The following is a 25,921-nucleotide window of genomic DNA, read 5'->3' on the forward strand; positions in this document are numbered from 1 at the left end:
CTCTGATTTTATACATAAAAAGCGGATTACGAGACTCGAACTCGCCACATCCACCTTGGGAAGGTGGCGCTCTACCGGATGAGCTAAATCCGCATATGAAAAATGCCGATATAACTATCGGCATTCAGTGGAGCGGGTCACTTGAGTTAAACAAGTTTCTCCTCTCAGGAAGAAAGGTATTCTAGCGTTGAAATAAACCCGCATTAATCAATATATCCCGACACCGAAGTATCGGGATATCAAGAGCGGATTACGAGGCTCGAACTCGCTACCTCCACCTTGGCAAGGTGGCGCTCTACCAGATGAGCTAAATCCGCAAAATGGTGCTTCCGAGTGGAATTGAACCACCGACACGGGGATTTTCAGTCCCCTGCTCTACCGACTGAGCTACAGAAGCATATAAGCGACCCGGATGAGACTCGAACTCACGACCTCCGCCGTGACAGGGCGGCGTTCTAACCAACTGAACTACCGGGCCGTGTCAGAAAGTCGTGTGCAGAAGTTCTGCACACATCTGACTGATGGGGACTACAGGGCTCGAACCTGTGACCCTCTGCTTGTAAGGCAGATGCTCTCCCAGCTGAGCTAAACCCCCATATTCTTACCTGTGAAGTTCGTTTCGTTTTCGTTTCGTCCCTCACAACAGTATCTATTATACACCATCAACCCCCATTTGTCAAGAGGTTTTTCAAACTTTTTTTGAGTTTTTTTCACTTTGTAAAATTAGCCCTGCAAAATTTCAAATTCTTGAAAACTATTGCAGATAATGAACAAAGCAAACAGGACATATTCTCCCATGACCCTTTTAAAACCGCGCAAAAAGGGCGGAGAATCATTTCTCCGCCCTTGGTTACAGTAAACGACATTGCTTCTTTGTGAACCTCGCAAAAGCATATATCGAACTTTTACTATATTATTTCAGACCCTTTGCCTTTGAAAGATTTATGCCGTTCTTGCCGAGAGCTATCTTGTGGTCAAGTCCAACGAACTTGCCGCCCTCCTGCCAGAGCACTTCCTTTACGAACTCGTACTTTTCTTCGTCCCATGTGGTGAAGTCATCAAGGACAAGTCCGCCTGTGTCGCCCGAATTCGCATTGAAGCACCAGAAGGTGTGGTTCAAATGATTTTCCTTTATCAGCTGGCGCATATATGTCATCCAGGTGATATTAGGCTCGGTCATGAATCCGCCCCATTCGCCTATCAGCAGGGGTGCGGTCTTTTTCTCGTGGATGTACAGCCAGTTATCCTGCCAGCAGTCCTTTTTCAGGCTCTTGAAATCGTAGCCGCCCTCGAACCACGGCTGTTCGTATACAGTGGGGCCGTAGTCGTGTGGAGAGTATACCAGCTTATCCTGATACTTACCCAGATCTATGGGATAATCCTTTACGCCGCGGAGATTTCCGCCCCACCAGTTGAAGTAGTAATCCTCGTTATCCTGCGATTTGTAATCGCCGTTCTTCTTGATGTTCTTGGGGTATATCTCAGTACCCTCTACCATTATAAGAACGTTGGGGTTCTTTGCCAGAACTTTCTTTGCAGCAGTTTCAGCAACGTACTTCCAGTTATTGTCAGCCTTGCTGTCGTTCCATATAGCCGCCTGATCGCCCTCGGCAGGCTTGCCGTGAGGTTCGTTCTTCAGGTCGAAAGCTATAATAGTGTCATTGTCCTTGTAGCGGTCAGCCAGCCATTCCAGTGCAGCATAGTACTCCTTTGCGCTGACCCTGTCAGTGTACCACAGATTAGCATTGTGACCCGACGCATCGGTGTTAGCCGAATGGATATCGGGCATTACCTTCATTCCGTTCTCTTCTGCCAGTTTCAGGAAATAGTCGAATATCTGCAGAGAGTTCATTGAGTTGAGTTCCTCGTTGTAAGCGTTGTTGTAGTTCGCCTGAGGATACTCCCCTGCCGCCCACTGGTTTATAAGTTCAGCAGACATAGGTACACGTATCAGGTTGAAGCCGTGGTCTGCAATAGCCTTGATGGTAGGCTCAAATTCGCTGTTCCACAGGCCGTCAAAGGTATTGGTGCCCGTGTTGTAGCCGAACCAGTTAACACCTGTCAGCCACACCTGCTTTCCGTCAGCATCAAGTATCTTGTTGCCGTCGGTATGCAGCCAGTCATCGCCCTGTTCTGCATTTTTGGAACGCTTCAGCAGCTTCTTAACATCAACGTCCTTCTTCTCGTTGTTGTTGCCGTTATTGTTATTGTTGTTATTATTGTTATTGTTGTTCTGGCTTACCTTGCCTTTTTTCAGGGTGCAGGTAACACCATTGAGCTTCGCGCTCTTAACATTCAGCGAACTGCCTGTACCGATATTGCATCCCAGTGTCACAGTGCCGCCCTTTGCGATATCGCCGTTGTAATCCGCATTTGTTATTGTGAGTGTATTTCCCTTGATGGTAAAAGTACCGTTCCAGCCATCGACGGATTTCAGGTCTGCAACTTCAAGTTCAAGCTTCCAGCCGCTGACAGCATCATCGCTGTAATTGGCAATGCCGATATCCAGACCGCTCATCTGCTTGCCGCTGTCTTCCCAGCTGTTGCCCGAAGACCAGTTTACTACATATCCTTCCTTTTTTACATCGTCCTCTTTCTCAGCTTCGGATTCTTCCTCCTCGCTTTCGGAGTCCTCCTCTTCTTCCTCTTCCTCGGAGTCTTCTTCCTCCTCTTCTTCCGCTTCGCTTTCTTCAGCCTCGGAAGATACTGTTTCCGACTTTTTCTTCGGCGAAGAAGTCTTCCAGGAATCATCGTCCTTGCCGCGGTTTGTAACGACCAGCGCGATTATCAGTCCGATGATGACCACGCCCATGGCAACAAAGCCCGCAATGACCTTTTTTGAGATACCTCGGTTCATTTACATTCTCCTTACATAAAATATTACACCATATCCCTTCGGCACAAAATGCCCTAATATATTGATTATAGCACATTTAATTTTGATTGTAAAGATGTAGATATAAACAAATTGCCATCATCCTGCAGACTTTCGTGCAACAAGTCCGTCATGGGTATATGCACATTCAATATTATAAAAATATTCAACCGCGGCACCTGTCTGCAAATGCCCAAATAGCCATATCTAACAGGATAAAATACACACAAATCCGTATAAATTACCCCGATTTATAAACAAGCCTACAAAATTAAATATGTAATAAAAAATACATTGAAATCCCTGTTTTATAGTAGTATAATGTAAAAGCTGTGCCGTTTTTGGCAAAAAATATTTATGGAGATGAAATGATTTGGAGCAGGTCGCAAAAAAGCCTACCGAAAGTAAGCTGAAACCAAAGCTTTTCTCGGTAATGAAAAACTATTCAAAGGGTCAGTTGGTAAATGATGTCACCGCAGGTGTGATAGTAGCTATAATCGCACTGCCGCTTTCCATCGCGCTGGCACTGGCGTCGGGTGTCGGTCCCGAACAGGGTCTGTATACCGCCATCGTTGCAGGATTCATAGTCGCATTCCTGGGCGGCAGCCGTGTGCAGATAGCAGGTCCTACTGCCGCATTTGCCACCATCGTTGCAGGCATCGTTGCCACAGAGGGTATGGAAGGTCTTGTGATATCCACCATAATGGCGGGCGTTATCATGATCGTCATGGGCTTCTGCCGCTTTGGTGCGCTGATAAAGTATATCCCCGGCACTATAACCAGCGGTTTCACCTTTGGTATAGCCGTGACCATTCTTATCGGTCAGATCAAGGATTTCTTCGGGCTGACCTTCAAAAACTCCCCGGTTGAAACCGTTGACAAGGTAAAGGAGATAGTCCTCTGCTTCGGCAGTCTTAATCCGCAGGCACTTCTTGTGGGCGCTGTATCACTGGCAATACTCATCTTCTGGCCTAAAAAGCTGGAGAAGATACCCGCTTCGCTTATAGCCGTAATAGTCGGTTCTGTGATGGTGGGCGTGCTGGATATGAAGGTAAACACCATAGGAAGCCTGTACAAAGTTTCAAAGGATCTTCCTCCCTTTACCGTACCTCACTTCACCTTTGCAAGAGTAAGGGCACTCCTGCCCAACGCTTTCACCATAGCAATACTCGCAGCTGTTGAATCACTGCTTTCATGCGTTGTTGCCGATGGTATGATAGGTTCAAAGCACCGTTCCAATATGGAGCTTATCGCACAGGGTGCCGCTAATATCGGCTCTGCGCTTTTCGGCGGAATCCCCGCAACAGGCGCTATCGCACGTACAGCCGCAAACGTCAAGAACGGCGGCAGAACTCCCATTGCAGGTATGGTACATTCCGTTGTAGTACTTATAATACTCTGCCTGCTGATGGATAAGGCATCGCTGATACCAATGCCCACCATTGCGGCAATACTCTTTGTGGTGGCATACAATATGTGCGGCTGGCGAAATATCCGCAACACTATAAAGACCGCTCCCAAGAGCGATATCGCTGTACTCTTCGTCACACTGGTATTCACCGTTGTATTCGACCTCGTAGTAGCCATAGGAGTAGGCATGGTAATGGCTTCACTGCTGTTCATGAAGCGTATGGCTGATGTTACCGAGGCTCATGCATGGGTAGATGTTGACGACGAGGACACCGACCCCGATAATATACTCCTTAAAAAGATACCAAAGAATACCAGAGTATTCGAGATAAACGGACCCATGTTCTTTGCGGCTGCCGATAAGTACAGCTATATGCTCTCCGATGAAAATATCGACGTTCTCTGCATACGTATGAGAAACGTGCCCGCCATAGATGCCGCAGGTGTCGAAGCACTTATGGGTATCGTAAAGCGCTGTGAAAAGAACAATGTAAAGGTAATATTCTCACACGTCAACGAACAGCCCATGCACGCCATGGAAAAGGCAGGTTTCATCGAACACGTCGGCAAGGAGAATTTCTGCGACCATATAGATACCGCACTCCTCCGTGCCGAAGCAATCGAGAACAGCATCGTGGCAGCTTCCGCAAAGTAAGCCCGAATTTATGATCGTTTAAAGCGGAGGACTTTTCTGTTCTCCGCTTTTGCCGTATACATTTACTGACGCGTATTTTCGGAATATATCAAAAATACCGTATAAATATTCATATAAAAAATTTATACTGATGAAGTGATATTTTAAAAGGGGGCATTTTATGGGAGCAGGAGTTGTTATTTTAAAGCAGATAGTCATTATGTTCATAATACTCCTCATCGGACTATGGTGCAGTCTGAAAGGGCTGATAACCAAGGAGGGCAACAAGCAGCTTTCTAAGGTGGCGCTGTATATCGTCAACCCGCTGCTGATATTCATGTCCTACCAGAGTGAGTACAGCAGCAAACTGCTGAGAGGTCTGATGTGGTCGTTCCTGCTTTCAGGAATAACCTTCGGGGTAGCGATAGCGCTTTCAACACTTCTTATAAGCAAAAAACGCCCCGAACATTCTCTGGAGCGCTTCTCGGCTGTATATTCAAACTGCGGATTCATCGGCATACCGCTAATACGGGGAATTTACGGCGATGAGGGCGTACTTTACCTCACGGCGTACATAACACTTTTCAACATCCTTGTATGGACCCACGGCTACATGACCATGAAAGAGAGCCGCGATTTCAAATCATTCATCAAGGCGGCGACTTCACCCTCCGTGATAGCGGTGTTCATAGGGCTTATATTCTACCTTATGCAGATACGTCTGCCCGAGATACTTCACACATCCTTGCAGTATGTCTCGGATATGAACACTCCCCTAGCCATGCTGATAGCAGGCTCAGCGGCGGCACAGACAAACGTGCTGAAAGCCCTGAAAAACAAGGGGCTTTACATGGTGTGCGCCTACAAGCTGTTTTTACTGCCCATAGTTGCCTTTGCGCTGGTGCAATTCCTGCCGGCGCCCCACATGGTAAAAATGGTAGTGCTGATAGCATCTGCCTGCCCTGTTGCAACAACAGGTACCATGTTCGCCATACAGTTCGACAAAAATCCCGAACGCTGTTCAGAATTCTTTGCAGTAAGCACTCTACTCAGCGGACTTACACTCCCGCTGGTGACGATGCTGGGCGAAATGTTCTGAATACAAAACATCAAATAAGCGGCAGCAGCCACGGAAGAGAGTTCCGGCTGTTGCCGCCTTTTTTTGCATATAAAAACGGCACTTCTGTCATCTGACAAAAGTGCCGTTTGCTATTCATGAAAAGCGGATATTATTCCTCGGTATCGTCCTCTGAAAAATCAAATTCAAGACTCTCTCCACAGTTCGGACATTCTATCGAACCGCTCTCGACCATCTTGTCGTCCATAACAATGGTCTCGCCGCAGGTAGGACATACACACTCGTAAAGTGTGTCGTCATCGGGATCATAGTCATAATCCTCATCATCGTCGTCACCGTAGAACTCATCGTAGAAATCGTCCTCCAGATCGGAAAGATCGTCGCTTAAACTGTCAACTACATCAACAGTCTCGTCAGCCAGAACAGTAACGTCCTCGATAGCCTTTGCCATCTCCTCCATCAGTTCAGCCATAGCCTTCAGTACCTTGCCCTGATCGGTGGTCTCATCGATCTTCATGCCTTCCATAAGACCCTTGATATAAGCTGCCTTGTTGCTGAGCTCCATTACAGCCGCCCTCCTTTTCACAGATAATGACCTGTTTGTTGTGACTTATGCACGCTCCATGTACTCGCAGGTACGTGTGTCGATCCTGATCTTGTCGCCTGTGTTGATGAACAGAGGAACTCTGATCTCAGCACCTGTCTCAACAGTTGCAGGCTTTGTAGCATTTGTAGCAGTGTTGCCCTTCTCGCCGGGCTCTGTCTCTGTAACTTCGAGGTCTACAAAGAAAGGAGGCTCAACGCCGAATACCTGACCCTTGTAGGAAAGGATCTTACATACCATGTTCTCCTTAACGAACTTGAAGTTATCGGAAAGCTCGCTCTTGTTTACGGGGATCAGCTCAAAAGTCTCTGCATCCATGAAGTAGTAGAGATCGCCGTCGCTGTAAGAATATTCCATATCCTTTCTCTCAACGTAAGCAGTAGGGAACTTTGCAGTAGGGTTGTATGTCTTTTCAATTACAGAACCTGTAATTACGTTCTTTACCTTTGCTCTTACGAAAGCTGCACCTTTACCGGGCTTTACGTGCTGGAATTCAACGATCTGCATTACGTTGCCTTCCTCTTCAAAAGTCATACCATTTCTGAAATCGCCGGCTGTTACCATATTTAAGTACCTCCATTATTTTCTTAAAAAATATTTGTCCAAATCATATTTGCACATTTACATATCATAATCATACCATATTTCGCGCTCCATTTCAAGTCTTTTAAAAAACTTTTTAAAAATTATTAGCATTAAATTTTTCGCATATTACCAAATCGCCCCAAGGCAGGGCTTTTTACGGTAAATATTTATATCTTGCCGTTATCGACCGTACAAATTTTTGTGAAAAACTGAAAAGATTATTAATATTTGAAATTCTCTCTTTAATTTGAAAGCCAAATGTGCTATAATTTTTGGGAAAGCGGAGTGGTGTCCGCTTAAATAAGGTGTTATACGGAGGTATACAAATGAATATTGCAGTTGCTCAGTCGGGCGGACCGACCTGTGCTATCAACGCGTCCTTGGTAGGGGTATTCAAGGAAGCGCTGAAAACTCCCGCGATAGACGCTGTTTTCGGCTCTATCAACGGTATCGAGGGCATGATCAAGGACGAGCTCATCGACCTCAAAATGGTCATAAGATCCAATGAGGATATGGAGCTTTTAAGGCAGACGCCCTCCACAGTACTCGGTTCATGCAGGTACAAGCTTCCTGCGGCGGACGAAGATGATGAGGTCTACCGCAAGATACAGGCAAATCTTGAAAAGCATCGTATCCAGGCGTTTTTCTACATAGGCGGTAACGATTCGATGGATACGGTGGATAAGCTTTCGGTATATCTGAGATCGGTGGGTTCTGATATCAGGGTCATCGGTATCCCGAAGACTATCGACAACGATCTTCCCATAACCGACCACACTCCCGGCTTCGGTTCGGCGGCGAAATATGTAGCGGCTACCGTGCAGGAGATAATCCGCGACAGTTCGGTATATTCGGTGGATTCGGTAACTATCATCGAGATAATGGGCAGACACGCAGGCTGGCTGACGGCTTCTACCTGTGTGCTGAGGGCTAATGACGAGATAGCCCCCCACCTGATATATCTTCCCGAATGTGACCTTGATGCTGACAAGTTTCTTGAAGATGTGCGCATAATGCAGGCTAAGCACAAGGCGGTCATCGTGGCGGTATCCGAGGGTGTGCGCATACCCGAGGAGAACAGGACGGATATCGTGGTGGATAATTTCGGTCACGAGTACCTGTCGGGCATAGGCAAGACCCTTGAACAGCTGGTAAAGGACAGGATAGGCTGTAAAGTACGTTCCATCGAGCTGAACGTTATGCAGAGGTGTTCCTCACATATCTGCTCCAAAACCGATATCGACGAAGCCGAGCTTATCGGCAGTGAGGGTGTCAAGCGCGCCCTTGCGGGGGAATCGGGCAAGATGGTATACTTCAAGCGTCTCAGCGATGTTCCCTATGTTATAACCGTTGAGACAACCGATGCTTCGCAGGTAGCGAACAAGGAAAAGTTCTTCCCGAAAAAGTGGGTGAACCATGCCCGCAACGATATCACGCCTGAGGCTGTAAGATACTTCCTGCCCCTTATACAGGGCGAAGTGAAGATAGCCATGAAAAACGGTATGCCTGTACATTTCAAGCTGAAATGATATTTGCAGCAAATTAGTGCAGGGTAAGTATTATTATACGTAAAAAAATGCCAAGGAAGAGAGCTTTATTCAGACTCTCCTTCTTGGCATTTGCTGTTTACCGCTTAATCTCCCGTAACATTCGTCAGCTTATACAGCTTCCTGAACTCAGTAGGTGTACAGCCCTTTATTTCCCTGAATACTCTGTTAAAGGTGGTCAGGCTTGAAAATCCTACCTGCATCGCTGCTTCTGTTACCGAGATATTCTCATCGAGCAGCAGCATTTCAGCAGCTTTTATCCTTCTGTGATTCAAAAAGCTTATGAAGGTCGTACGGCTGTATTTTTTGAATATCCTGGAAAAATGATACTTGCTGTATCCCGCCATTCTTGCCAGATCATCAAGTGTGATATTGTACATATAGTTCTGCTCGATGTACTTGATAATACTACCAAATTTTTCCAGATATTTTTCATCGTCATACTTCACAGCACTGATCTGATTCTCTTTGATCCTTGCAAGCAGTGTCAGCAGCTTGATGTAGATATATACCTCAGAAAGAACATCAAAATTGCTGTACAGCGTATAGATCTCTTTTATGAGGTTGCCCAGCGATATCCTGAGTTCCTCATCGGATTCCTCTCCTATCATAACAGGCGATTTAAGCACCGAGTAAAGGTCATACAATGCAGGATTCGAGCTTATGCTCCTGTTGTCGAACAGCATGATCAGTCTGCGTCCCGACTGCGCTTTCATAGCGTGCAGCGTGCCCGCAGGTACTATCATAATATCCCGCTCATGCAGATCATAGGTCTTTCCGTCACACATCATAGTATAGCCGTTTGTCAGCGGCATAACTATCTCGATGGCATTGTGCCAGTGCACAGGATACTCTTCATTATCTACATTATCGTAGATCAGGACACTTCGATTCTCAACATAATCGACTGTCTCAAAATCCCCGTCCAGATGTACTATCATGATCGTTTCTACCCCCGTCTGATCACGCGGCTTTACTACCCTTGCCGCGCATAAATTACTCCATATTATTTCATAACCGATATTCCAAAATGACTTGTCTGTTTTCCACCCGACAGACAAAAAATTGCTGTATCTTGTTACATATTATAACACAAAACTTTTGATTTTTCAATATATTCAACAGAGAATTCTGGAATTTATCACAATTTTTTTATATAAATAAGCAATATTTGTAACCGATAACGCAAGAAATGAGTTGCAAAAATCGGGTATTCAGTGTATAATCAAATAACAAAATGTAAGCGGAGGTGCTTTTTATGAGCGTTAAGATATCAGAAAAAGAATACAAAAGCTACGGTAAATGCGTGTTTATAGAGAATGATTCCTGTGCTCTCGCAGTGACTGTTGAGTTCGGCCCGAGAGTTATTTACTTCGCACTTAACGGCAGAGAAAACGTTATGCTGGAAGACGAAGAAGGAAGTTTCACTGTTGATGTTGAGGGCTACGGCACCTGGCGCAACAGAGGCGGTCACAGACTCTGGGTAGCTCCCGAGCTTATCCCCGAGACCTATAACCCCGACAACGACCCCGTTGCATACAAAGCAGACGGCGACACCGTAACATTCACTCCCCCCGCTACGCCTTTCGGCAAGCAGCTTGAAACTGTTATAACTCTCGATGCAAGCAAGCCGATAGTTACAGTTACACAGCGCATAAAGAATATCGGCGACAAGGAGGCAGATTTTGCTCTCTGGTCAATAACAGGTCTTACCGCAGGCGGCACGGCTGTTATACCGATGTGTACAAGAAAATCGGGTTATCTGCCTAACAGAGTAATGAGCCTGTGGGATTATTCCGATATCAACGACCCCCGCTTCAAGCTGACTAATGAGTATGTCCGCATCAGACAGGACAAGTTCATACAGGGCGCATTCAAGGCAGGCTTCAATGTTGAGGACGGCTTTGCGGCTTACGCTGTTAACGAGCAGATATTCGTTAAGTGCTTCGGTGAGTATCAGTTTGTTGAATACCCCGATTATTCCTGCAATTTTGAAATGTATACAAACAGCAAGTTCCTTGAATGTGAGATACTGGGTGAAAAGAGAAAGTATCAGCCCGGCGAGACTGCCGAGGTCACAGAGACATGGCATCTGCTGGATAACAAGGGAGATACAGAGCCTCAGCTCGATAAGATAAGAACAGCTGTCGGCAAATGATCAGGTGATATATAATATAATTATGAAAGGTTAGGAGGAAGGTCATGAAAAAGTACCTTGATGAAACCCTCTCGGCGGAGGAAAGAGCTGAAGCGCTCACAGACGAAATGACTACGGAGGAGCAGGCGTCACAGCTGAGATACGACGCGCCTGCCGTTCCGAGACTGGGAATACCCGCATACAACTGGTGGAACGAGGGCATACACGGTTTTGCACGTTCAGGCGTTGCTACCATGTTCCCCCAGGCTATCGGTCTTGCGGCTATGTTCGATGATGAACTGACCCAGAAAACTGCCGAAGTAACTTCGGAGGAAGTAAGAGCTAAGTACAATGTCTACACTAAGGAGGAAGACCGCGATATATACAAGGGTCTTACTCTGTGGGCACCTAATATAAACATATTCCGTGATCCCCGCTGGGGCAGAGGTCATGAGACTTTCGGTGAAGATCCTTATCTTACCACACGCAACGGCAAGGCTGTTGTAAGAGGTCTTCAGGGCGACGGAAAAGTTATGAAGGCTGCTGCTTGTGCTAAGCATTTCGCAGTACACAGTGGTCCCGAGGCTATACGCCATTCATTTGATGCCAAGGCAAATGCAAAGGATATGGAGGAGACTTATCTCCCTGCATTTGAGGCACTGGTAAAGGAAGCTAAGGTAGAAAGCGTTATGGGCGCGTACAACCGTGTAAACGGTGAACCTGCCTGCGCCAGTGATTTCCTGATGGCTAAGCTGAAAGAATGGGGATTTGACGGCTACTTCGTTTCCGACTGCTGGGCTATACGCGATTTCCACGAAAATCACATGGTAACCGCCAACGCTATCGAATCTACCGCTATGGCACTGAAAGCAGGCTGCGATGTTAACTGCGGCTGTACATATCAGAATCTTCTGGTAGCACTTGAAAAGGGTGCTGTTACCAAGGAAGATATCCGTACCGCTTGTGTACACCTGATGCGCACAAGAATGAGACTTGGTATGTTCGATAAGAAGACTGAGTTCGATGATATCCCCTACGATAAGGTAGCTTGCAAGGAACACAAGGCTGTATCACTTGAGTGTGCTGAGAAGTCCCTTGTTATGTTGGAAAACAACGGCATACTGCCTATCGATGAAAAGAAGTACAAGACTATCGCAGTTATAGGTCCTAACTCAGACAGCAGAACAGCACTCGAGGGCAACTACAATGGTCTTTCCGACAGATATATAACATTCCTGAACGGCATTCAGGACAGATTCAGCGGCAGAGTCATCTTCGCTGAGGGCTGCCACCTGTACAAGGACAGAGTTTCTAATCTGGCACAGGCAGGCGACCGTTATGCAGAGGCTGTTGCAGCTGCTAAGTTCGCTGATATGACAATACTCTGCCTTGGTCTCGACGCTACTATCGAGGGCGAAGAGGGCGATACCGGCAACGAGTTCTCCTCGGGCGACAAGAATGGTCTGACACTGCCTCCTCCCCAGAGAGAACTGGTGAAGAAGATAATGGCACTGGGCAAGCCTGTTGTTACTGTTGTATGCGCAGGTTCGGCTATAAATCCCGAAAGCAAGCCCGATGCACTGATACACGCATTCTATCCCGGTGAAATGGGCGGTAAGGCACTGGCTGAGGTTCTCTTCGGTGATGTTTCACCTTCCGGCAAGCTGCCTGTTACATTCTATGAGGATACCGATAAACTGCCCGAATTCACTGATTATTCCATGAAGGGCAGAACATACCGCTACACCACCGAGAACGTACTGTATCCTTTCGGCTACGGACTTACCTACGGCGGTGTTAAGGTCACAAAGGTTGAATACAAGGACGGCAAGGCAGTAGTTACCGCAGAAAACAGCGGCAAGGCTACCGAGGACGTTATACAGCTTTATATTAAGGACTACTGCGAACACGCAGTACCCAATGTCAGCCTGTGCGGATTCAAGCGCGTTAAGCTGAATGAAGGCGAGACCGCTGTATTCGAGATAGAAGTTCCTGAAAAGGCATTCACAGCAGTTGACGACAACGGCGTGAGAAAGGTATTCGGCAGCAAGTTCACTCTGTTTGCAGGAACCTCTCAGCCTGATGCACTCAGCGAGAAGCTGACGGGTATCAAGTGCGCAAGCGTTGATATAACCAAGTAACGCGCACATAAACTTGCATTACTCTCTCTCATATATACCCATTAAACGCGGAAAGCTCTCTTTTGAGGGCTTTTTTGCGTATATAACAAACTTTTGGCATTGTACAATTTGCACTATCGGCTATCCGATTTCTTATGTTATGCTGTAACATCCAACAAAAGTGACAAATTTATCACATCAGGCATTGACAAATGCAATTCTGTGTGATATTATTGTCACATAAGGTGATGAATATATCACTTCTTGCTTTTATAAAGGCTTTGACAGAAAACAAAAAGACAGCAGAACAAAAGACATACGGAGGCATTATTATGCGTGACAATGAGAAAGTCAGACAACTGTATAAGGAATATCAGCGCAAAGATATCACCCGCGCCGAAAGACGGGAAATGCTTGAAAAGATAGCACGCGAACGCTACAAGACAGACCCGAGAAAGTCCATAAGTGTCAAGGGACAGGCAGTGGTAAATCTGCTTCTGGGTGTGGTTATGACGGTGATAGCTGTAGCGGCGATGATATCAAGGTCGATAGGCAGTATCAGACAGCAGACCCCGGCTGTTGTGGCGGCGACAGCAGTTTATGTTGTGCTGCTGATAATATCCGGAAGATATAAAAAAGAGCCCGAGGACGAGCTCGCCAAGGAGCTTATGCTGAAAGCTACTGCATATTCGGCTAAAGGGCTGATAATCTCCACCATGGTGTTTGGTATGGCAGTTAATATGGCTTGCAACCGCATACATAAAGATTCTGTAAAGATAACAGGAGAAATGATCATGTGGTACGGCTACCTGATGATAGGTATGTATTATGTGCTGAGGAACGCTTTTTATCTCTGGCTGGACAGAACTCCCGAGTCTGAGGAGGAAGCATGACCTATGATACATAATAGAAATATCTCCCCGGATATATTTAGGGAAAACTACAAAAAGGACAGGCGCAAACCAATGCCATTGCGTGCTCATACCAAACTAAACGCTGTAACAGCGATGTTTGCGGGATCACTCTTCTTTTGGTCAATGGTATCTACCGATGTGATAGGCTTTGATGGAAAGGACAACCCCGCAGACATAGTGATATTCGCGGTACTGGGATTGGGTATGTTCATAAGCGGCTTCATCTGGTGCATGAATCTCGCTTCATACAAATTGGAACCCGATGACGAAATGTCAGAACAGTTGCGCGGGAAGGCAAACGGCATGGCTTTTCTGGTATGGTTCTCTTTGGCACTGTCAGTGTTTTTACTGCTGGAATATTTCCAACCGGGGGCAACTTCAGCGATCATGAAATTTTCCAATTCGTATATGCTGATAATAAGCGGCATATTAACATATGATTCCGTAAGGCATTTTCTGTTCCTTATGATTGACAAGGACGAAAAGATCCCTGCAAAGGAGGAATGATATGCCCGAACTGAAAACACGACTAAAGGAACTCAGAGCTTCGAGAGATATGAAGCAGGGCGATCTCGCCGAACTGGTGGGGGTCAGGAGAGAAACTATAATCAGACTTGAAAAAGGACAGTACAACCCCTCTTTGAAGCTGGCGATGGACATAGCCGCGGTGTTCGGCGTATCGGTGGAAGAGATATTCAGCTTTGAGGACTAAAGAAAGGACAATAATAATGGATATTATGATACAGGATAAAACTGATGACAGTGCTTCGCCGCTGACAAGCAAAAGGGTGCTGACAACTGTCGGGATAATACTCGGCTCGTTGGGGTGCTTTCTGCTTGCTTCGCGTATCGGCGGTATGATATGCAGGACGACGGGTATATCGGGCTATAAGGCAGAGTTCTTATGTTCGCTGATATCGCTGTCCCTTTACACGACAATACTCACTCTGCTGCACAAAAAGAAAGTCCTTTACACAAAGGGCAACGGCTTTTTCGGCGGACTTATCTCAGGATTTCTCATGATATATGCCAGTATCACTTCCGTGATAAATGCATTGTTTCTGGAAACGTCCGACGACGGCAAGATCAAACTCGTCACACCGACGGGGCTGCATTTCGGGTCTGAACAGGTGTGGTGCATCATCGGTCTGCTGTTTGCGGCGGGAATATGCGAAGAACTGCTTTTCAGAGGGATAATCTTCAACGTACTGAGAGACCTCTTCGGCAGAAACAGCACAAAGGGCACGATAGCCGCAATTTTCACATCCGGTATTCTTTTCGGATTGTATCACTTGCTGAACCTCACGGCAGGAGTCAGCGTTGAAGCTGTTATACCTCAGGTGATATCCACCGCAGGGGTGGGAATATTCCTCTGCGCTGTATACGCAAGATGGGGAAATATCTGGATAACTGTTTTCCTGCACGCATTCATGGATATCTGTGTTGTTCTCCCCACAAGTATGAAGAACAACGCCAGCATAGTTGAATCTATCAACAGTACAATGTCAGACCCAAGAAAGTATTTAGGCGTCGCTGTATATGTTATCCTCGCTCTTTATCTGCTGAGAGAGGAAAAAAGACCGCAGATGTTCACATACAGCGTCAGCGACGACCGATGATAACGGAGGGTATCCATATGGCTGAAAACTACCGCATACCAATGCATTTCAAAGAGGGCTGTTACGGCTTTCGTGAACTGAAAGATGTGGGCGGAGAATGTATCGAATTTACGGTACGACCCTGCGATATGATGGTGTACAACGTCCCCGTAAGCGGCTATCAGGTGGAACTTTACGAACTCGACTGTGATAAATTTGAGAGTCAGCTGCGTGTTACCTATGACGAGAACGGTAATATAAGGTTTGCCGAACTTCATGACGGCGACGATGTAAGACTGCTGTATATTGATCTGCCAGATGAGGAAACAGCAGAGTACGAGATACGCGATTTTGCCGAACAGACTGTCGCGATACTCTCTGACGAACTTATATCACGCCGCGAAAAGGCAGCAAGGCTGTTCGTGGAATACCACAGGGATATTTATACCGACTTAGCCGTGAAGATAGGCACACCCGAGGATATGCAGGCGGCGGTGAACAGTATCCCCGAAGAAAAGCGGAATGATCGTCTTATAGAGTATGTAAAGAACAACAGCGGCGATTATCCCAACTCAAAGCGCATACCCTGGGACACCTACACTATCAGCATAATGATAATGTGTTCCCCTGCGTGCACAGGTGACCGACTCAGGGATATGGCGATCGATATAGTCATAAACGGTATAAGGCGCATGGCAGAACCTGCGCTGGAAAAGACCGAAGATTACAGATTCATCGCGGAAGAATACGATTGATAGATCCGTGGAAACAGGAGGAGCTAATATGCGAGAGATCAATGTCAATGAAGTAGAAGAGCTTATAAGAGAGCTTTGTATCAAGGCGAACCTTTATCTGCCCGAGGATATGGAGCAGTGCATAAAGGCGGGCGCTGAAAAGGAATGTTCACCCGTGGGCAAAAATGTGTTTGATGATATCATAGACAATATCAACGTTGCCCGCAATGAGACCATACCGATATGTCAGGATACAGGCATGGCTGTAATATTCATGGAGGTAGGTCAGGACGTTCACTTTGTTGGCGGTTCACTTAATGAAGCCGTAAACAAGGGCGTATCCCGCGGCTACATCGACGGCAGACTGCGCTGTTCGATAGTGAGCGACCCTCTGGAGAGAGTTAACACAGGCGACAACACACCACCCGTGGTACACCTTAAAATAGTTGAGGGCGACAAGGTGAACATCATGGTAGCACCTAAGGGATTCGGCAGTGAGAATATGTCTCAGCTGAAGATGATGACACCATCTGTAACAAGGGAAGAGATAGTTGACTGGGTAGTTGGCGTATGTGCAAAGGCAGGTTCAAACCCATGTCCCCCGATAGTGATAGGCGTAGGCATAGGCGGAGACTTTGAAAAGTGCGCATACCTTGCAAAGAAGGCCCTTTGCAGACCTGTCAGCGAGAGAAATCCCAAGAAGCTGTATGCCGATCTTGAAGCTGAGATCCTGGAGAAGATCAACAAACTGGGCATAGGACCTCAGGGCTTTGGCGGCACACAGACCTGTCTGGCAGTAAATATCGAGGAAGCACCTACACACATCGCAGGACTTCCGGTATCGGTAAATGTTGGCTGTCACGTAACAAGACACGCACAGGGTACTATATAAATTCAATAGACCCGCAAATTTCCAAAGCGGCAATTTTGCGGGGAGCATAACTGTTAAGAGCGCAGACTATAAAAAAACGTCCGCGCTCTTTTTTTACTATATCACCGTAAAAGAATTATCATCCAAAAACGCCGTTTCCACACAGGAAACGGCGTTATCCGTATTATCCTTCATTTATCACGAGGTCACTCGTTCGCAGTATACCAGATACCTCTGGCTGTTTATGCCGTAAGGGTGACAGGTATACAGCGTCAGAATGTCCTTACCCGGCTGTATCAGTATGGAGTCTACCGCATCAGGGTCAACTATCTTAGTGCTGACCACGCGGTATTCCATAGTGTACCAATAGTTCTGGAGCTTGATGATATCACCGCTCTCCAGTTTTTCAACGTGCCTGAGAAAATCCGAACCGCCAAGACCGCGATGAACTGCAATTACACAGTTGGTATTAACATCACCTATCGGATACGAAGTATAGGTCAGATGACCGCAGCCTGCTGTAAGATTCGCATCATTGGCTCCCAGAAATAAGGGGAGCTTCAGATCCAGCTTATCTATCATAAGCAAGCCTATACTTTCCGTCTTAATGCCATAATCAGTAAGGTCAAACTCGGGATACTTGTAAGCCGACGGAGAATTCAGCTGGCTCTGACCCGATTCGTACAGCTCCTTGTTACGCCTGCGCATATATTGGTACAGGTCGTTGAGGTATGGCTGGTTTTCCTCTGCCTCTTTATCGTAGCGTACTTTTTCATAGGGTGCGGGATCTCCGTTTTCATCACGGGGTACATCGTCGCCAAAATCAACATCGCCGTTTTCTTCGGCTTCCTGGATTATCCTTGTCAGATCGTCTTTGTATTCCTGTATGTTCTCTTCTACCTGTTTGCTTATGATGATCTTGCTGATAAAGGGATAAAGGAATAATCCCAGACCTATAAGGAACAGCAGCAGTAGCAGTATCGTGGTAAGACGTTTTTTCTTCTTTTTCTTTTTAGTCAACAGCTTGTCCTCCTTACAAAGGCAGTGCCGCCCGCAAAGCAAGCGGCACTGTTTATCAGCTTTATATCATATGCGGTTTTCGGAGGGTCTTAACAGTTTCCGAAAGATCCTTCACACATCAGATCAAGCATTTTCCTGCTCTTCTTCGTCCTTGTCTCTCTTCTTGAAGAATATGAAGAAGAACAGTGCTCCGCCCATAACACCGATACCTGCTATTGTGAATACGATAGCTGCTGTTGTACCTGTGAAAGGCAGATCGAAAGCCTTGATAGTCTGATCATTAACAAATACTATCTTATTATCTGAGATCAACTTTTCTTCGTTTGCTTCTGTACCATAGTAAACCTTACCGTTCTTGGCAATGAATATGGTCTTGGTGTTAACAGCTTCGTCATCTTCAACATAATAGCCTGACTGTGTTGAGATCTGCTTGATGGTGTAGACACCGGGTGCAAGGTTTGCAAGTGTTACGAGCTTTGTTTCTGCATCGTCGGAATACTCACTGCAGCGTGAAACTTCGAATGTACCTGTAAGTTCCTTTGAAGTATCATTTTTATCTACGTTCGAGATAGTGATGGTTGCAGGTGTGAATTCGTCATATGTACCCTCAGGAGGATAATCAGGAGCACTGGGATCGGGATAGCTTGTTATGCCGGGATAATTATCAACCTTATCAGGATCCGGGATATCATCGGGTATTTCATCATCAGGATCCGATGCAGGGGGATTATAAGCATACTCATAAGCTATCGATGAACTGTTCTTTACTTTACCCGCTGTATAACCGTCAACGATAGTTGATGTAACGGTTATTTCGAGAGAAGTATAATCACCAAGTTCTCCTATGCCATCCTTTGTCAGTGTAACGGTTAATATACCATCGCCTGTGCTTACAGTGTAATCTTCTGTCAAAGCGAGTGTTTTCGAATTCGTACCGTCTGTTGCAACAACACTTGCTATTGCTACATCCTTCTGATTTTCATAGGTATCTGTTACAGCGTAGCTGATAAGGTTTTGAGCCTTATCCGGGATATCAGCAGTGATCTTCCACATATAATTCTTGCCTGTATTAAGATTACTGTCTGTCATTACTTCCTTAGCAACTTCCAGTTCCTTGTCATTTGGGAATGTATTGACCTGAATAGCATTGGATGTTCCGTCAAGTACAAACTTGATGGGTGTCTTATCAAGCAGGTATCCTTCGGGAGCTTCTGTTTCAACTGCGTAGTATGTACCCAGCGGCAGACCGTCTACCAAAAGAACGCCATTTTTTGTTGTGAAATTCTGTTTTTTCACCCAGTTGCCCAGATTATCTTTATAGTAGATATCAAATACTGCTTCTCCAACTGTTGTCCAATTAGTCGCACCGTCACTCAGTGTCTTAGTCAGCTTGATCGAGTGCTTATCGTTAGAATTGGGATTTTCCGGGTCGCTCAGAGATGTGGGATCTGTATTATCGCCATTATCATTATTGTCTGTCAGCTTGGGGTAAATATCAACAGTATTTAATGTTTTACCGCCAACTACCGCAGGCAGATGAAGATAGAAAGCCTCTGCATCTTTGAAATTTACATCTGTATCATTGTTATATGGCGTTATCTTATAAAATGCGTTAGGAATATCAACGACATTTGTAACATTCGAGTATGTGTGTCCGCCTTGTACTTCTTTACCGTAAAAATCCACTTCAACGATATCGAATGTAATACCCGCAGTTTCTTCACCATAAGCATCTGCCACCCAGTTACCATCAACGTTAGCTTTACCTGTGGGTGTATAGTCTGATGCTTTCGCTGCATTATAATTTTCTTCACTTAATACATACGGGTGTATCGTCAAATTGGTTGTACCTGTTGTAGCCGGTGTTGCAAATACATTGTAAGGTACCATCTGACCGATCATGAGTGCTGAAGCGGCTATAGCCGTTGTGCGTTTAAACATTTTTTTCATAATTAGACCCTCCTAATTCTTTCTTTAATTTTTTCTTCTTCTGTTTTACTGCGCATATGTACGAACAGCAGGAAAACAGCAAGTACCATTGTTGATAATCCGAAAACAGTGTATCCTGTCATCGGTTTACTGCCGGCAAAAGGCAATTCAAACGGTGTAACGTCCAGGAATATCTCGATATCGTCTATGACTATGTCAGTATCGGAAGTTCCGACTGTGACCACTGCTTCGCCTGCTCCGTATCCTATAGGCGGTGCAGTACACTTTATCGTGTAGGTCATGCCCTGTCTGATATCGAATTCTGTATTATTCCACGATACAACGCCGCTTGTGTTCTGCTTTGTACCGATCAGTGTTCCGTCCTGAGCGTACAGCGCAAATGTTCCGCCTTTAAGGAGAGGTGCTCCGTCTGCGGCTTTTCCGCTGTCGCTATCCTTATAATATATGCTGTAGATATTCGCCTTGATCGTTATCGATTTATTGGGATTTTCCGCATCGATATAGTAGAATGTCTCGGTCTTGTCCGCCAGAGCCACGCCTGTTATCTGCTGAGGTTCTGCGGTATAGTTTGGTATTTCAGCCGAGTTTAATGTGTAGCTCTTGCCGTATGTCATAGTCTTAGCGATCTGAGCAGCAGCTGCTGTACCGCGTTTTTCGACATCGGATACATTCATGGCAAACAGATACCTTACAGTTATCGTAATATCTGTCGATTCCCATACAGCACAAAGCTTTATAACATCGCCTGCCGAACCGCTTACTATCGTATCGTCCTCGATGATATCACCTGACTCTGTCTTCCAGCCTGTGTGACGATATTCGTGTGTGGAATCCACAACTGTGGGAAGAGGTATGTAGTCATCATTATCGGGATCGTAGCTGAACTCTCTGCCGATGACAGCTGTTCTTGTTGCCACGGGATCTGTATCGCCGCTTTCTTCTTTGTAAAGCTGTATCGTCACTGTCTGAGGGATCTCGCGGTAGTATACGTTGTATGTACCTGCCTCTGTGATATTCTCGACTTCTGTTTCGGACGCATCACTTGCTACCTTTGTGATCTTTACCTTATCATATCCGCTTATAGCAGTTGCTATCTCACCGCTGATCAGGCTGTAGTTATAGCCTGAAACGTGCGTTATCGCGGGTTTAGAATCTTCGCCGGTAGGTGCGCCTCTTACATCACATTTAACAAAGTTAACTATAAGCTCTGTGTCTTCGGAGACTTTGGTGTAGCGTACATCCACGACTTTCACCAGATGCTCTTTACCGTTATCATCGAGTCTTGTCTCGGTGAGGTCGTTTATGAACGCATCGTCCACCTTACCCGATACATATGGAGTATCTGTAACATATCCCTCGAACTCGGGAGAAGCTACATAGTACTCTGTGCCCTTGGTAAGTGCGATATGGTAAGTACCGTTTTCATACTTTGTCCTGTCGAATGGCGATGTATATTCTCCTAATATTACAGTATTTGAATATTCATCTGTTGTGTAATATCTTACATTAATACCGTAGGTTATGGGCTTGTAGGTACCGACTATTATCACATCTTCCTGACCCATTATATGATCGCCGTTGGTATCGGTCTCTATGGACCAGTCCCAGAAGTAGCCGTCGTATCCGTTAGGATACTTGTCGGGCAGTGCGGGATAAGTGATACCGTCGATTATGTCGCCGTTAGCGAACTTTTTGCTGTCAACAGCTTCTTCAAGGCTTATCGCCTTGCCCACGGGATCGTATACCTCATAGTAGTACTTGACATTGTGTCTGGAGTCTGCGCCCGAAGCTTTTACGGTGACTTTACCTGTTATGCTGCTTCTCGGGATACGGACTGTGATCTTATCGTCTATCTTCTCGACCACTGCGTTTTCCATCGCAGTGGGTACAGCATTCGGGTCTGTCAAATCGGTGTTGGTTATATAAACTTTATCTTCTGCGGGAAGATCGTAGCCACTATCAGCAGTTATCTCAAATACCAGTTCGGTATCATCGACTGCCGTGGGGAATTTAGTCGCCGCATTCGATGTAAGGTGAGTAAGATTGGTCTCTATCGGATATCTTACGTATACAGGTACTTTGAAGTTCCTGCTGACCTTATCCACTGCGCCGATAACGTTCGCCTTTTCGGCGGCTGATGTTGCTTTCAGTTCGGCTGTAACGAAGCAATCGGTATCTTCGGTTATATTCTGACCGACCTTATCGTCATAAGCCACTGCGCTGTAATCGGCAAAGTCATCACACAGACCCTTATCAGTGCCGTAAGGATAGCCTGCGACATTTGCGCTTAGCATGGCTTCTGTCAGCGGAGTGTTGTAATCAATGAACACGGGTTCTGTTGATACGGTATCTTCAAGCGTTTCACCTGCCAGAGCCACATTAGCGAAGTCGGTGTAGTCTATCTCGGGGATATCCGTAACATCAGCACTTCCGCCGTTCTTTCGCGACAGTGTTGCGTCAATCAGCAGAGGTACATCGTTACCGCCTAAGAAACCGTCTTTTGGTTTTAGCTTGAACGTTACCGTTCCGCTGCCGTCAAAGTCGTATTCGTAACTGTATCGGGTCTTCGTGAAATGATTATAATCCGTTAGTTCAGGCATCGGACAGTAGTCTGTTTCTGTGTCCAACTCTGTTGAACTTACATTTGATACCGTTGGGGTGATTCCAAAATCCACAGATTTTTCCGTAGAGTCTGTACCGTTGCTTATAGGATAATCATCACTCAGTTTTTCATCATTAACTTTGATGCCTGCGATATCAAAATACTTTGATATTGTTTCTTTGAGTGTGAAGTTTTCGGGGTTACTCTGTGCAGCACCAGATATAGCATCCGCAGGTGAAGCCTTTAAAGCAGTAATTTCATCAGCTGTCATTTCAAGAACTGTTTCACCGCCGAAGATGTAACCACCCTTTAAACCAAGTCTGACTACTCTAACTCCACCATTTCCGTAGTCTGTACCAGACCTTAACGGTTTAGTGGTGTTATAAAAAATAAAATATTCTTTCGGATCATATGGTAATTCTGTAAATTCTGAAAGATCTGACTTGAATCCTGAAGAAGAATAATTACCGCCTGCCATGCCAGGTGTTACATCTGTGTTATCGTTTGGATTTATAACAGCAGTTTCACCGTTATAAACCTCGTAATTGTTCGGGTCACCATCAGAACGGATTCCTGTACCAGGATCAACAGGAAGATTTGGGATATCGAACTTGTCATCGGTCGGAACATACCCATATCCTGAATAACCAGGCTTGCCAGCTTGATTAGGATTACCTCCATTTGTAGATGCATATACAGGTGTTCCTCCGCCACCTCCGCCAGCTATCATGATATCATCACCGATTCTAAGCCATGTGCAACCGCCGCCATACGCACCGGTTTTATCCGAAAGATCTCTGTTGTTAAAATATGCACCGTCATATCCTCTTTCTCCTACTACGAGTGAAACATTAGATGTGTCCTCTATGTAAATATAACCACAGTTATATCCTCCTTTGCCGCCGCTACCTCCTTCTGTTCCATTAGTTCCATAATATCCTCCTGAACCGCCGTCACCGCCCCAAACCTGAACAAAATAATAACCAGGACCATATTTTATATTCAAACTCTGATCGCTATAATAAGTAGCACTATTATGCTTTGTTCTTGTATTTCCCTGATGATTTAGAGCAGGTAAATGATTGAAGCCGTCACTATTTGTATCCTGTGTTGCAGCGTGTACTTTATCATGTAAACTAGAATCATAATCAATTATATAGAAATTATTACCGGTAAGTTCAGAAGCTACTGTTGTATCAACAGTCAGATCATAAGTGCCATCTTCTTCATTATAGACCAATGACTTTTCTGCATTGAGTTCAATACCGCCAACATTGAACATGGTGTCATCAACACATCTCAGTGTTGCTTTCTTTACGATCACGTTGCTTCCTGCATCTCCCACCTTAGCCGGTGTTACGTTTGCAGGTACACCAAGTGTGATCTTTATTTCGGGGTATAATGTATTGCCAACATCGGATGCTGAGATAGTATATCCAAAACTTCCGCTTGCAGTATAAGCGTTTCCATCACGAGCGATCTCATAGCTTATGCCTGATATAAAAGCCTGCATAGGGTCGTTGGCATTGTATGCTATCTCGTTGTAGCCATCAGCATAAAGGGTATCTTTTCTTATAACATCATCTTTATGCACTGTTGAATTCTTGGTCTTTATACTGATATTGTAAGGTACATTAACATACTTTACATCATCGCCAAGTGTTATAGTAGTCGCCTTTCCGCCGCCTGTTACATTCAGCGTTGCGCCGTTTTCTTTGAATATCGGCACATTGTTGCCGCCGAAGAATCCTGCCTTGGGCTTTATTGTTATGGAAAATGTCAGCTTGTCTTTTTCCTGACCCTTTGCAAGGCCTGTGCTGACAGGTGCAACCGAACCGTTCGCTGTAAAGCTGTTTCCGCTGCGTGAACAGTTAGTGCTAACAATATCAAAGTACTGCGATATCTCACCACTGACACTTATGTTGTTAAGGTAGCTGTAATCTGTGCCTTCATCTGAACCTGACAGATATCTTATTACTACCGCGCCGCCTGTATCGCTGTTGGTATTGCCGTTTCTTTCAACGAAATAGTTTGCGTCGCCTATTGCTCCAGCTTCGAAATTTGCAATTTTGCTAACGTAGGAAGAACCGCCGCCGCCGCCGCCGACATTTCGTGCGTCAAGGGGCTCGTTCTGCATACCGCCGCTGCCGCCTGCAAATCCTGCACCGCCGCCGCCGCCGCGGAAGTTACTTGCGCCGCCCACGCCGCGATCAAGTTCGGGGTGGTAGGTCTTCTGCCAGTCATTAGGATAGGAAGAAGCTTCCAGAAAACCTATAAAGCTGTTAACTATCTCGCCGGGGATATCAGTTCCGCCTTTGCCTACGTACGCGCCCTTTGTGCCCGATGTTGAACCGTTTTGACCTGCGTAGTAAGTTCCAACGTTTGGATTCGCGGGTACAAAGTTTTTGATATTCGGGGTATCACTGATACTACTTTCAAAAGTACCGCCCTCACCGCCGTTGGCTTTACCATCTCCGCCAAACAGTCCCGGGAGAGTGTGCAGCGCTGCACCTGCACCGCCGCCGCCGCCGCCGCCCGCTATCATCAGTACCTTGTTCGGGTTGTTGCGTATTTCATCACTTATTTCAACATCAGTTTTATCCATAAGGTACATCGCGGAATAACCTCCGCCTGCACCTACCGAGAATACAGCTATATCGCCTGCACCGCCGCCGATACCGCCTGTACCACCGCCTGTGATGCTTCTCGTCTCGCTGAGACCACGGCTGCCTATCTCATAATAAAGCTTCTTTCCTACATCATCTTCTTCGATTTTAAGCAGTCCGTAAACGAAACCGCCCTTGCCGCCTGAACCAGCCTTGAAACTCAGCGGGAAGAAAGAGCTTCCGTCGCCGCCGTCGCCGCCCCAGAGTTCAACAAGGTAAGTTCCTGCTTTATCAAGAGTGTAACTGCCGTCCTGGCTATAAAGTCTGCCCTTGCTTTCATCGAAGTAGGAGTAAGATGACATAAGCTCAGAAGTGAAAGTATATGTACCGTTACCATTATCGACCAGCTGATCGTTATGAGAAAGTATAGCCGATTCTTCATTGCCGCTTATTGCAGACGGAAAGTTTACCGCACCGCTGTCAGAAGCTGTTTTATCAGCTGAAACTGAAACCTGTGGGAAGTAAGCAAACTGTTCCATAACTATCAGTGCAGCCATGGTCAACGCAGAAATTTTCTTGGTCAGTTTACTGCTATTTTTGATCGTCAACATTATCCACTCCTTTCTCCCAAAATTT

At 45.9% G+C, this 25,921-nt stretch carries 18 protein-coding genes and 5 tRNA genes; 11 read left to right on the plus strand and 12 right to left on the minus strand.

What is annotated here, in order from left to right; genetic code table 11:
- Nucleotides 1-20 precede the first annotated feature (20 nt).
- The 6 genes from N773_RS0110650 to N773_RS0110675 form a co-directional block, all read right to left on the minus strand.
- Nucleotides 21-93, minus strand: a tRNA-Gly gene (locus tag N773_RS0110650).
- Between the two features lie 151 nt (nucleotides 94-244).
- Nucleotides 245-317: transfer RNA gene (locus tag N773_RS0110655), tRNA-Gly, on the minus strand.
- A 4-nt stretch (nucleotides 318-321) separates the two neighbouring features.
- Nucleotides 322-397: transfer RNA gene (locus tag N773_RS0110660), tRNA-Phe, on the minus strand.
- Nucleotides 398-404: 7 nt separating this feature from the next.
- A tRNA-Asp gene (locus N773_RS0110665) sits at nucleotides 405-478 on the minus strand.
- Between the two features lie 44 nt (nucleotides 479-522).
- Nucleotides 523-595, minus strand: a tRNA-Val gene (locus tag N773_RS0110670).
- Between the two features lie 318 nt (nucleotides 596-913).
- Nucleotides 914-2,857, minus strand: coding sequence for a cellulase family glycosylhydrolase (locus N773_RS0110675; RefSeq protein ID WP_024857780.1), 1,944 nt, complete (start codon nucleotides 2,855-2,857; stop codon nucleotides 914-916).
- 451 nt (nucleotides 2,858-3,308) lie between these two features.
- Here N773_RS0110675 and N773_RS0110680 point away from each other — a divergent pair, with 451 nt between their 5' ends.
- Complete coding sequence (locus N773_RS0110680; RefSeq protein ID WP_051454321.1) at nucleotides 3,309-4,940, plus strand: SulP family inorganic anion transporter; 1,632 nt, start codon at nucleotides 3,309-3,311, stop codon at nucleotides 4,938-4,940.
- Nucleotides 4,941-5,100: 160 nt separating this feature from the next.
- The gene (locus N773_RS0110685) at nucleotides 5,101-6,018 is read left to right on the plus strand and encodes an AEC family transporter (protein ID WP_024857782.1); all 918 of its coding nucleotides are present in this window, start codon (nucleotides 5,101-5,103) and stop codon (nucleotides 6,016-6,018) included.
- Between the two features lie 130 nt (nucleotides 6,019-6,148).
- Here N773_RS0110685 and N773_RS0110690 read toward each other — a convergent pair whose 3' ends face one another.
- Entirely contained in the window at nucleotides 6,149-6,562 is a 414-nt protein-coding gene (locus N773_RS0110690; protein ID WP_024857783.1) for a CD1247 N-terminal domain-containing protein, read from the minus strand.
- 45 nt (nucleotides 6,563-6,607) lie between these two features.
- On the minus strand, nucleotides 6,608-7,165 hold the full coding sequence (gene efp / locus N773_RS0110695; RefSeq protein ID WP_024857784.1) for an elongation factor P: 558 nt from the start codon (nucleotides 7,163-7,165) through the stop codon (nucleotides 6,608-6,610).
- A 347-nt stretch (nucleotides 7,166-7,512) separates the two neighbouring features.
- On the opposite strand from efp, the gene N773_RS0110700 reads away from it, so the two are divergent.
- Nucleotides 7,513-8,715 (plus strand): 6-phosphofructokinase, encoded by a 1,203-nt coding sequence (locus tag N773_RS0110700; protein WP_024857785.1) that lies wholly within the window; start codon nucleotides 7,513-7,515, stop codon nucleotides 8,713-8,715.
- 104 nt (nucleotides 8,716-8,819) lie between these two features.
- Here N773_RS0110700 and N773_RS0110705 read toward each other — a convergent pair whose 3' ends face one another.
- The gene (locus N773_RS0110705) at nucleotides 8,820-9,674 is read right to left on the minus strand and encodes an AraC family transcriptional regulator (protein ID WP_024857786.1); all 855 of its coding nucleotides are present in this window, start codon (nucleotides 9,672-9,674) and stop codon (nucleotides 8,820-8,822) included.
- 317 nt (nucleotides 9,675-9,991) lie between these two features.
- Between N773_RS0110705 and N773_RS0110710 the strand changes: the two genes are divergently transcribed.
- From N773_RS0110710 to N773_RS0110745, 8 genes are all read left to right on the plus strand, one after another.
- Entirely contained in the window at nucleotides 9,992-10,891 is a 900-nt protein-coding gene (locus tag N773_RS0110710) for a hypothetical protein (protein ID WP_024857787.1), read from the plus strand.
- A 44-nt stretch (nucleotides 10,892-10,935) separates the two neighbouring features.
- Nucleotides 10,936-13,011 (plus strand): glycoside hydrolase family 3 C-terminal domain-containing protein, encoded by a 2,076-nt coding sequence (locus N773_RS0110715; RefSeq protein WP_024857788.1) that lies wholly within the window; start codon nucleotides 10,936-10,938, stop codon nucleotides 13,009-13,011.
- Nucleotides 13,012-13,322: 311 nt separating this feature from the next.
- Nucleotides 13,323-13,883 (plus strand): hypothetical protein, encoded by a 561-nt coding sequence (locus N773_RS0110720; RefSeq protein ID WP_155250883.1) that lies wholly within the window; start codon nucleotides 13,323-13,325, stop codon nucleotides 13,881-13,883.
- A gap of 3 nt (nucleotides 13,884-13,886) precedes the next feature.
- Nucleotides 13,887-14,411 carry a hypothetical protein gene (locus tag N773_RS0110725; protein ID WP_024857790.1) on the plus strand — a complete coding sequence of 175 codons (525 nt, stop codon included), beginning with the start codon at nucleotides 13,887-13,889 and terminating at the stop codon, nucleotides 14,409-14,411.
- Between the two features lies 1 nt (nucleotide 14,412).
- Entirely contained in the window at nucleotides 14,413-14,616 is a 204-nt protein-coding gene (locus tag N773_RS0110730; protein ID WP_013497096.1) for a helix-turn-helix transcriptional regulator, read from the plus strand.
- Between the two features lie 16 nt (nucleotides 14,617-14,632).
- Nucleotides 14,633-15,523 carry a CPBP family intramembrane glutamic endopeptidase gene (locus N773_RS21270; protein WP_024857791.1) on the plus strand — a complete coding sequence of 297 codons (891 nt, stop codon included), beginning with the start codon at nucleotides 14,633-14,635 and terminating at the stop codon, nucleotides 15,521-15,523.
- Between the two features lie 17 nt (nucleotides 15,524-15,540).
- A complete protein-coding gene (locus N773_RS0110740) occupies nucleotides 15,541-16,257 on the plus strand; it encodes a hypothetical protein (protein WP_024857792.1) in 717 nt (238 codons plus the stop codon).
- Nucleotides 16,258-16,285: 28 nt separating this feature from the next.
- Nucleotides 16,286-17,128, plus strand: coding sequence for a fumarate hydratase (locus tag N773_RS0110745; protein ID WP_024857793.1), 843 nt, complete (start codon nucleotides 16,286-16,288; stop codon nucleotides 17,126-17,128).
- 177 nt (nucleotides 17,129-17,305) lie between these two features.
- On the opposite strand, the gene N773_RS21275 is transcribed toward N773_RS0110745, so the two are convergent.
- The 3 genes from N773_RS21275 to N773_RS0110760 all read right to left on the minus strand — a co-directional run bounded on the left by N773_RS21275 (nucleotide 17,306) and on the right by N773_RS0110760 (nucleotide 25,893).
- Entirely contained in the window at nucleotides 17,306-18,127 is an 822-nt protein-coding gene (locus N773_RS21275; protein ID WP_024857794.1) for a class C sortase, read from the minus strand.
- A gap of 123 nt (nucleotides 18,128-18,250) precedes the next feature.
- Nucleotides 18,251-20,077 carry a SpaA isopeptide-forming pilin-related protein gene (locus N773_RS0110755; RefSeq protein ID WP_024857795.1) on the minus strand — a complete coding sequence of 609 codons (1,827 nt, stop codon included), beginning with the start codon at nucleotides 20,075-20,077 and terminating at the stop codon, nucleotides 18,251-18,253.
- A 2-nt stretch (nucleotides 20,078-20,079) separates the two neighbouring features.
- Entirely contained in the window at nucleotides 20,080-25,893 is a 5,814-nt protein-coding gene (locus N773_RS0110760; protein ID WP_196231632.1) for a glycine-rich protein, read from the minus strand.
- Nucleotides 25,894-25,921: the final 28 nt, after the last annotated feature.

This window comes from Ruminococcus albus AD2013 (assembly GCF_000526775.1).
GTDB classification, from domain to species: Bacteria; Bacillota; Clostridia; order Oscillospirales; family Ruminococcaceae; genus Hominimerdicola; species Hominimerdicola alba_A.